This window comes from Variovorax sp. efr-133-TYG-130 (assembly GCF_030208835.1).
GTDB lineage: Bacteria > Pseudomonadota > Gammaproteobacteria > Burkholderiales > Burkholderiaceae_C > Variovorax.
In genome coordinates this window covers 930,332-939,106 of record NZ_JARVTD010000003.1, presented here as the reverse complement: position 1 = coordinate 939,106, position 8,775 = coordinate 930,332, and the positions used below count along the sequence as shown (strand labels likewise).

8 protein-coding genes are annotated in these 8,775 nt (G+C 67.7%); 1 reads left to right on the top strand and 7 read right to left on the bottom strand.

What is annotated here, in order from left to right; genetic code table 11:
- Positions 1–191: 191 nt before the first annotated feature.
- The 5 genes from QRN67_RS06470 to QRN67_RS06450 form a co-directional block, all read right to left on the bottom strand.
- Positions 192–887, bottom strand: a complete 696-nt coding sequence (locus tag QRN67_RS06470) for a substrate-binding domain-containing protein (protein WP_285411136.1) — start codon at positions 885–887, stop codon at positions 192–194.
- Between the two features lie 106 nt (positions 888–993).
- Positions 994–1,974 carry a Bug family tripartite tricarboxylate transporter substrate binding protein gene (locus QRN67_RS06465; RefSeq protein ID WP_285411135.1) on the bottom strand — a complete coding sequence of 327 codons (981 nt, stop codon included), beginning with the start codon at positions 1,972–1,974 and terminating at the stop codon, positions 994–996.
- Positions 1,975–2,009: 35 nt separating this feature from the next.
- Positions 2,010–3,320 carry a gallate dioxygenase gene (locus QRN67_RS06460; RefSeq protein ID WP_285411134.1) on the bottom strand — a complete coding sequence of 437 codons (1,311 nt, stop codon included), beginning with the start codon at positions 3,318–3,320 and terminating at the stop codon, positions 2,010–2,012.
- Positions 3,321–3,335: 15 nt separating this feature from the next.
- On the bottom strand, positions 3,336–4,037 hold the full coding sequence (gene ligK, locus QRN67_RS06455; protein ID WP_285411133.1) for a 4-carboxy-4-hydroxy-2-oxoadipate aldolase/oxaloacetate decarboxylase: 702 nt from the start codon (positions 4,035–4,037) through the stop codon (positions 3,336–3,338).
- Between the two features lie 2 nt (positions 4,038–4,039).
- The gene (locus QRN67_RS06450; protein ID WP_285411132.1) at positions 4,040–5,068 is read right to left on the bottom strand and encodes an amidohydrolase family protein; all 1,029 of its coding nucleotides are present in this window, start codon (positions 5,066–5,068) and stop codon (positions 4,040–4,042) included.
- 168 nt (positions 5,069–5,236) lie between these two features.
- Here QRN67_RS06450 and QRN67_RS06445 point away from each other — a divergent pair, with 168 nt between their 5' ends.
- Positions 5,237–6,514 carry a LysR family transcriptional regulator gene (locus QRN67_RS06445; protein WP_285411131.1) on the top strand — a complete coding sequence of 426 codons (1,278 nt, stop codon included), beginning with the start codon at positions 5,237–5,239 and terminating at the stop codon, positions 6,512–6,514.
- A gap of 6 nt (positions 6,515–6,520) precedes the next feature.
- On the opposite strand, the gene QRN67_RS06440 is transcribed toward QRN67_RS06445, so the two are convergent.
- Both QRN67_RS06440 and QRN67_RS06435 read right to left on the bottom strand, forming a co-directional pair.
- On the bottom strand, positions 6,521–6,970 hold the full coding sequence (locus QRN67_RS06440; protein ID WP_285411130.1) for a GNAT family N-acetyltransferase: 450 nt from the start codon (positions 6,968–6,970) through the stop codon (positions 6,521–6,523).
- A 65-nt stretch (positions 6,971–7,035) separates the two neighbouring features.
- Positions 7,036–8,685, bottom strand: a complete 1,650-nt coding sequence (locus QRN67_RS06435) for a methyl-accepting chemotaxis protein (RefSeq protein ID WP_285411129.1) — start codon at positions 8,683–8,685, stop codon at positions 7,036–7,038.
- Positions 8,686–8,775 lie beyond the last annotated feature (90 nt).

Genomic DNA, 8,775 nt, shown 5'->3' with positions numbered 1-8,775 from the left:
GCGCGGGCTCGATCCGAAGAACACGCTCAATCCTGGGCGGGTGGTGCGGGTCTAGTTTTCGGGTATTTCTCCCTCCCCTCCCGGGGCAGGGCCGGGGTGGGGGGATGACGGCCTCATCCCATTCACAACGCTCCTTGGGCACTGCCCCATCCCAGCCTTCACCCGGGAGGGGAAAAAGCAAAAGCCATCGCTCAAGTATCGGCAGGCTCCATGCCGAAGCGGCGCTTTGCCGCTTCGCTTTCTCTTGAGCGCATGTAGGCGAGCAGGTCAGTCACAGCGTCGTGTTGCGACGTACCCGTGCCGGGCGCGGCACAGAAAGTCGTCGTGATCTGAATCTCCGCCGGCAGCGGCCCCAGCAATGCGATACCTTCGACCCCCATCAACTCGCTCAGCTGCTGGAACCCCAGCGCGGCCTCTCCTCGCGCGATGAGCGATCCCACCGGCACGCCGGCCGGTGCCTGCATCAACCGTTCCCTGAGAGTGTCGGCAATGCCCCAACGTTCGAACAGCGCCATCAGCGCCACGCCGCTCGGCCCGGTCGAGCAGGCGATGCGCTCGGCCTCCAGCACCGCTTGCCGCACCGCATCTTCGCTGGAGATGTCGGGCCGCGCCGCATTCGCATGCACCGCCACGGCAACGCCGGAGCGGACCACATCGACCTTGCGCGACGCATCCACCTTGCCGTCGGCCGCAAGCTTGTCGATCGCATCCGATGCCAGCACCACCAGATCGAATGGCTCGCCCGATGACACGCGACGCGCGGCCTCGACGCCGCCGACCGACTCGAAGGCAACCGACACACCGCTCGAGCGTGTGTAGACCGCCGTCAGTTCCAGCATCAGGCCACGCGTGGCCATCGAGCCGATTCCCCGGATTGTCCTGCTCATGTGCATCTACCGGAAGGTCAGGCGGCACGGCTTGCCGGCAGAAGAGCGGCCGCTGCTGCCGCAAGGCAGGCCTGGCGACGGGTGATGCTGGTGGGCATGGCGTTCGTCAATCGGGCTTGATGCCGGCTTCGCGGATCAGCTTGCCGTAGCGCGCCAAGTCGGTTTTCAGCAGCTTGGTGAACTGCTCGGTCGGCCCCGGCAGCGGAATGCCGCCGGCCGCCGCGAGTTGCGCCCGCACCTCTGGCGAGTCGATGGCCTTCTGCACGGCGTCGTGCAGCTTGTCGACCACGGCCCTGGGCATGCCGGCCGGACCGACGAAGCCATACCAGACGCTGGCCTCGAAACCCGGGTAGCCCGACTCGGCCACCGTCGGTACGCCCGGCAGTACGGCGGAGCGCTCGGCGCTCATCACCGCGAGCACGCGCAACTTGCCCGACTTGGCGAGCGGCAGCGCCTCGAGCGCATTCACCGCGACCACGTCGACATGGCCGCCGAGCACGTCGGTGAGCGCCTGTGCGCCGCCCTTGTAGGGCACGTGCCGCAGTTGCAGGCCGGCGGTGTGCTGGAACAGCTCCATGGCCAGGTGCGGCGTCGATCCGTTGCCCGGCGTGGCGACGGTCAGGCCACCAGGCTTGGCTTTTGCCGCCGCGACCAGCTCGGGCAGCGTCTTGATGGCCGACTCCTCTCGCACGGTGAAAACCACAGGCACGCGGCCGACCGATGCCACCGGCGTCAGTTCGCGCTCCAGGTCGTAGGGCGCGGGCTGGAACAGCGACGGGTTCACCGCCAGCGCATTGGCGGCCAGCAGCAGCGTGTAGCCGTCGGGCGGGCTGGTGATGACCGACTTGATCGCGATGTTGGTGCCCGCGCCGGGCTTGTTCTCGACGATCACCGGCTGCCCGAGGATGGCCGACATCTTCAGGCCCACCGAACGCGCGATGGCATCGACCGCGCCGCCGGCGCTGTAGCCCACGAGCACCTTGACTGGCTTGGACGGGAACGCGTCGGCCGCGCCGGCAGTGCCGAAGTGGCTGGACATGGCCAGCGCGGCCACGCCGAGGAAGAGGCGTCGGGAAAGTAATTTCATTGCTTGTTGTCTCCGGATTCGAAATCGGGCGGGGCTCAGCGCCCCGGGCGGTGCGCTGCGTCGTCGTTGTTCCAGGCTTGCGGGGGCGCGTCCTTGCCGGCCACCGAATAAAGCGCGCCGGGCGCGTTGCGGGTCTGCTGGAAATCTTCGAGCGACTGGCCGCGCATGGCGGCATAGATGTGCAGGTTCGACACGCCCACCACCGCGCCCAGCTTCTCCAGCATGAAGAAGATCACGCCGTACTGGATCAGGCTGCGCCAGTCGCGGTGGCGCACCATGTCGCGTTCCTCCGCGGTCAGCGCCGCGGCCTCGAAGGCGGCTTCCTCGTCGGCCAGGAAAGCGGCGCGATGCGCCGGGCGCGTCATGCCGTGCAGGAACTTGTTGAGGCGGTAGGCGCGCACGCTGGTCTCCAGCGTGAACGGATAGGTGCCGCGCAGCGCTTCCACGCCCGCGAGTTCCTCGTCGATGTGGCGGCGATGCCGCTCGACCTCGCCGGCAACCGGCGGGCTCGCCAGGTTCTCGTAGATGGCCGTGGCAATGCCGGTCATCGAGGGCAGGTAGTAGCTCTGGTGCGTCTTGCGCACGTTGGACGACAGCGCGCCGCGCATCACCAGCCACATGATGACTTCGGCGCCTTCCATGCCGCCGAGCGTGGCCAGTTCGGCCTGCGTCATCTCGGTCAGCCGCACCGGGTCGTTCTCGATCAGGTCCAGAAACTGCGCGTCCCATGCGGTGTTGTTGAAGCCCGCGCGTTCGCCATGTACCTGATGCGACAGGCCGCCGGTAGCGACGATCGCCACTTCGATGTCGTCCGGGTAGCTTTCGATCGCGCGGCGCAGCGCCTGGCCGAGCCTGTAGCAGCGGCGCGCCGACAGCACCGGCGACTGCAGCACGCCCACCTGAAGCGGCACCACCGGAATCGGCCATGCCGGCTCGTGCGGGCACAGCAGCGACATCGGCGAGAACACGCCGTGATCCAGCGCCCGGTCCTGGAAGAAGGACATGTCGAACTCGTCCGCCACCAGCGAGCGTCCGATGTGCCGCGCCAGCGCCGGATGGCCTGCCAGAGCAGGAAGGTCGCGCGCGCCGCCGCCTTCGTCGGCCACCTCGTGCAGTTCGCCCACGCCGAGGGAAAAGGCCGAGTAGTGGTCGAAGAAGAAGGAGCTGACGTGGTCGTTGTAGATGAAGAACAGCACGTCGGGCTTCTTGTCGGCCAGCCATTGCTGCACCGGCGCGAAGGCCTCGAAGATGGGCGCCCAGACCGGGTCCTGCTGCTTGTTCTTGTCGAACGCGAAGCCGATGGTGGGCGTGTGCGAGCAGGCGACGGCGCCGATGATGCGAGCCATGGGTTGTTCCCTCGCTCAGTCGATGTAGCGCAGGCCGGCCTTGGCGAGCGGCTCGCGCATGGCGTACATGTCCAGCCCCAGTTCGCCCGCCGCGAAGCGCGCGCGCTTGCCGGCTTCATTGGCCTCGCGGGCCTGCGCGGCGTCTGCCACGCGCGCTGCAAGCGGCGCCGGCACCACCACCACGCCATCGATGTCGGCCACCACCACGTCGCCGGGCTGCACCAGCGCGCCGGCGCAGACCACAGGCACGTTGACCGAACCCAGCGTGGCCTTGATCGTGCCTTTCGAGTGGATGGCGCGGCTGAACACGGGGAAGTCCATGGCGATGAGGTCGCGCACGTCGCGCACGCCGCCGTCGATCACCAGGCCCTTGCAGCCGCGTGCCTTGAGCGACGTGGCCAGCAGATCGCCGAAGAAGCCGTCGGTGCAGTCGCTGGTGCAGGCGGCCACCACCACGTCGCCGGGCTGCACCTGCTCGGCCGCGACATGCAGCATCCAGTTGTCGCCGGGCTGCAGCAGCACGGTGACGGCGGTGCCGCACAGGCGCGCCTCGGGGTGGATGGGGCGGATGCGCGGCGCCATCAGGCCCAGCCGGCCCAGCGCCTCGTGCACGGTGGACACGCTGAAGCGCGACAGCTTCTCGACGGCGGCCGCATCGGCGCGCGCCACGCGGCGATGCACCACGCCGAGTTCCTGGAGGACGGGAGCGGTCGTCATGTTCAGAGTCCTTTTTGCGAGAGTGCGCGGTCCAGGCGCGGATAGACGCGGCGCGCGTTGCCTTCGTAGATCTGGCGGCGGGCCTTGTCGTCGAGCATGGGCGTGGCGTCGATGTAGCGGCGCGTGTCGTCGTAGTTGAAGCCGGTCTCGGGGTCGATGCCGCGCACCGCGCCGATCATTTCGCTCGCGAAGAGCACGTTGTCGACCGGGATCACGCGCGTGAGCAGGTCGATGCCCGGCTGGTGGTACACGCAGGTATCGAAGAAGATGTTGTTGAGCAGGTGGTCCTTCAGCAGCGGCTTCTTCATCTCCTGTGCCAGCCCGCGAAAACGGCCCCAGTGGTAGGGCACCGCGCCGCCGCCGTGCGGAATGACGAAGCGCAGCGCCGGGAAGTCCTTGAACAGGTCCGATGTAAGGCACTGCATGAAGGCCGTGGTGTCGGCGTTCAGGTAGTGCGCGCCGGTGGTGTGGAAGCAGGCGTTGCAGCTGGTGCTGACATGCACCATCGCGGGAATGTCGAGTTCCACCATCTTTTCGTAGATCGGATACCAGTGCCGGTCGGAAAGCGGCGGGCTGGTCCAGTGGCCGCCCGACGGATCGGGGTTGAGGTTGATGCCCACGAAGCCGTATTCGTTCACGCAGCGCTCCAGCTCGGGGATGCAGCTGGCCGGATCGACGCCCGGCGATTGCGGCAGCATGGCCGCGCCGATGAAATGGTCGGGGAAGAGCTCGCTCACGCGGAAGCACAGCTCGTTGCAGACGGCGGCCCAGGTCGATGAGACCTCGATGTCGCCGATGTGGTGCGCCATGAAGCTCGCGCGCGGGCTGAAGATCGTGAGGTCGCTGCCGCGCTCCTTCATGAGGCGCAGCTGGTTGCTCTCGATGGACTCGCGCAGTTCGTCGTCGCTGATCTTCAGCTCGGACACCTTGGGCCTCTCCGATGGCGCCGTGATGCCGGCGATCTGCCGGTTGCGCCATGTCTCCAGGGCCTTGGGGGCGGTCGTGTAGTGGCCGTGACAGTCGATGATCATTCGCAGCGCTCCGGGCGGTGTGCAGTGGTGGCTTCAGGCATGAGAGAAGTCTGCGCGGACGCGGCGTCGCGTGGCGTGAGTAAGCGTTGCGCTGCCATCATTCTTTTTTATCGAAAAGGGTTAACCCTCGGAGTAAAAAAGGCATGATCCAGGCGAAAGAGGCAGTCCGTGGACACACCAGCCGCACATCACAAAGTTATCGGGCATGCCGACAGCGTGGCGCTCGGCATCAACCTGCGGCACCTGCGTGCGTTCTCCGCCGTGGCCGCGGCGGGGAGCGTGGCGGCCGCCGCGGAAGCGCTGTACCGGGTGGCGTCCGCGGTGACGCGATCGGTGCTGGACCTGGAAGCCGCGCTCGGTCGTCCGCTGTTCGACCGGCGCGCGCGGGGCATGGCGCTCAACGCCTACGGAGAACTGGTGCTGGTGCGCGCGCTGCGCATCGAGCGTGACTTCGAGGAGGCGCGCACGCAGCTTGTGGCGCGCGGCGGAATGGACGGCGGCGCGGACGTCCATTCGCTCTTCACCTCGATCCTGAACGGCCGCCGCCTCGCCGTGGTCGCCAGCCTTGCGCAGAAGCGCAACATGCCCGCCGTGGCGCGCGAGTTCGGCATCACGCAGCCGGCCATCAGCAGCGCGCTCAAGGACCTGGAGAGCGGGCTCGGCGTGGCGCTCTTCACGCGAACGGCGCGGGGGCTGTCGCCGACGCCGGCCGGCGAGATCGTCGCCTTCTATTTCAAGCGCGTCCTGTCGGAGCTGCGGCACATCGGGCCGGACATCGCGGCCAGCGAAGGCAGCCTGCAGGGCAGCGTGACCGTGGGGGCACTGCCGCTCGGGCGCACGCAGATCCTGCCGCTGGCGATCGCTTCCTTGCTGGCGCGGCATCCGCAGCTGCATGTCTCGACGGTCGAGAGCCCCTACGACGCGCTGGCGGCGTCGCTGCGCAGCGGCGACATCGACTTCATCCTCGGCGCGCTGCGCCACAACGCCGGCGAGGTGAAAGACCTGCAGCAGCAGCCGCTGTTCGAGGACCGCATCTCGGTGATCGCCCGCGCCGGCCATCCGCTGGCCCGCGAAAAGCGCATCGATTTCAGGATGCTGCGCGAAGCGCGGTGGACGCTCTCGCGGCAGGGCTCGCCGTCGCGCGAGTTGCTGGAGCGCTTCTTCTCGAATGCGCGGCAGGCGCCGCCGTTGCCGGCGGTAGAGACGGGCGACCTCGCGGTGCTGCGCGGGCTGCTGCTGGAGAGCGACATGCTGACCGCGATCTCGCCGCACCAGCTTCGCTACGAGATCCGCGACGGGAGCCTGGTGGTGCTGGATTTTCCGCTCGAGGAGACGCGCCGCGAGATCGGGCTGACGCAGCGCCTGGGCGCCTTTCCCTCACCGGGCGCGCGTGCCCTGATGGAGGAGATCGGCAAGGTGGTGGCGGGGTCCGCGGACTTTCGCTGAGCCCAGCTACGCGGCGTGCGGCCTGGCCACGAAGGCCTGCTTGCCGTGGCGGTCGAAGCCCGCGCCCTCATAGAACCTGAGCGTTGCCTCGTCCTTGCGGCCGGTCATCAGCATGACCTTGTAGCAGCGCTGCGCCCATGCGAAGGCGAGCGCCTCGTGCAGCACCGCCTTTGCATGGCCCTTCTTTCGGTGGTCGGCATGCGTCACCACGTTCTCGATGAGGCCATAAGGCCTGCAGCCCCGCGTGAGATTCGGGATGACGGTGATGGTGCAGCTGCAGACCAGTTGATCGCCGACGTAGCCGCCGAAGTAGCGGCAGCGCGGGTTGCCGAGCAGTTCTCGCCAGACGGCGGCCACATGCGCTTCGTCGGGAAGCGGGTCGTCGGCTTCGTGAAGATGGCGGTAGAGCGCCATCAACGCCGGGAGTTCGGATTCGGAGATCTGGCGTATCTGCATCCCGCCATTCTGAGGGGAGCAGGCCCGGGGCGCGGCTAGGTCTCCCCGAATCCCTGGGCAGGGCCTTACTGGAACCCCAGCTCCGGCATCGCCAGCCCGCGCGATGCCTTCTTCTGCTCGCCGGCGATGGCGCGAAGGCCCTTGTCCGCCGCGGGCGCGCCTTGACCACCTTCCAGCCTGAACCGGCCGACGATCTGCGCGAGGCTTCCCGCCTGCTCCTGCAGCGATTGCGCCGCCGCCGAGGCTTGCTCGACCAGCGCGGCGTTCTGCTGCGTCACCTGGTCCATCTGCGTGATGGCCTGGTTGATCTGTTCGATGCCCGAGGTCTGCTCCTGGCTTGCCGCGCTGATCTCGCCCATGATGTCCGTCACGCGCTTCACGCTGCCGACGATCTCGTCCATGGTGCGGCCGGCGTCGGCCACCTGGCGGCTGCCTTCCTCGACCTTCTCGACGGAGTTTCCGATGAGCGTCTTGATTTCCTTGGCCGCCGCCGCCGAGCGTTGCGCGAGGTTGCGGACCTCCGAAGCCACCACCGCGAAGCCGCGTCCCTGGTCGCCCGCGCGGGCTGCTTCCACCGCCGCGTTCAGCGCCAGGATGTTGGTCTGGAACGCAATGCCGTCGATCACGCTGATGATGTCGACGATCTTCTTCGACGACGCATTGATCGAGCCCATGGTCTCCACCACCTGGAACACGACGCTGCCGCCCCGCATGGCCACTTCCGATGCCGAGGTGGCCAGCTGGTTGGCCTGGCGGGCGTTGTCGGCGTTCTGCTTCACGGTCGAGGTCAGTTCCTCGATCGACGCTGCGGTTTCTTCCAGCGAGCTGGCCTGTTCCTCGGTGCGCGAAGACAGGTCCTGGTTGCCGCTGGCGATCTGCGTGCTGGCGGTCGACACGTTCATCACCACGCCGTGCACCTGCGTCAGCGAGCCCTGCAGGGCGTCGCGCATCAGGTCGAGGGCGCGCAGCAGGTGGCCGGTTTCGTCGTTGGCGTAGCTCTGCTGGGGCTTGCCGGTGAGGTCCATGGCGGCGATCGATTGGGCGATGGTCTCTGCGTTGTGCAGCGGGCGGGTGATGCTGCGAGCCAGGAACCAGGCCAGCAGCGCACCCAGCACCAGGCTCACCGTGGAACACACGATGAGCAGCGTGCTGGTCTGCGCGCGCAGGTCGTTGGCGCGCGCCGCGGCGGCGTCGAGCTGCTTGCGCTGCTGGTTCACGACCTGTTGCACGCCTTCGATGTAGCTGACCGACGTGGGCTGGAACTGCGAGTCGAAAAGGCGGTTGGCACCTTCGAGGTCACCGCTGATCTTTGCCTTGCTCACCGCCTCGCGTGATGCGAGGTAGCTCTTGCGCAGGGCGGCGACCTTGTCGAGCAATTGCTTCTCCTCGGGCCTGACCAGCTTGCTCTCGACGAACTTCTGCAGCTCGTTGGTGTCCTTGATCGAGGCGGCCGTGGCCGGGGCGAAGTAGTCGATCAGGCTGGAGTCGCTGCTCTTGGCGATGGCGGCCGCGCGCTGGACGCCCGCCGTGGTGTGGCGCAGCCAGTCGGCCCCCGCGCGCTCGGTCCTGACGTTGTCCTCGATCATCGTGTCGATCTCGACGCTCAACTGGCGAAGCTTGAATATCGCGGCCACGCTGGTGGCGAGGAAGAGCGCCAGGATGAGGCCCAGCACGATGGCCAGGCGTTTGCCTATTGAGATGTTGCTCAGGAACATGGTCGGACTCCAATACTCGGGAAATGGCAAGGCCGCCCCGTTGGTCGTGGCGGGCAGCCTTGAAAGGGCAGAAGGGCGGCGGTCGCCGCG

Coding starts and splice junctions, on each gene's coding strand:
- QRN67_RS06470 (WP_285411136.1), bottom strand. CDS start 887: ATGAGCAGGACAATCCGGGGAATCGGCTCGATGGCCACGCGTGGCCTG.
- QRN67_RS06465 (WP_285411135.1), bottom strand. CDS start 1,974: ATGAAATTACTTTCCCGACGCCTCTTCCTCGGCGTGGCCGCGCTGGCC.
- QRN67_RS06460 (WP_285411134.1), bottom strand. CDS start 3,320: ATGGCTCGCATCATCGGCGCCGTCGCCTGCTCGCACACGCCCACCATC.
- ligK (WP_285411133.1), bottom strand. CDS start 4,037: ATGACGACCGCTCCCGTCCTCCAGGAACTCGGCGTGGTGCATCGCCGC.
- QRN67_RS06450 (WP_285411132.1), bottom strand. CDS start 5,068: ATGATCATCGACTGTCACGGCCACTACACGACCGCCCCCAAGGCCCTG.
- QRN67_RS06440 (WP_285411130.1), bottom strand. CDS start 6,970: ATGCAGATACGCCAGATCTCCGAATCCGAACTCCCGGCGTTGATGGCG.
- QRN67_RS06435 (WP_285411129.1), bottom strand. CDS start 8,685: ATGTTCCTGAGCAACATCTCAATAGGCAAACGCCTGGCCATCGTGCTG.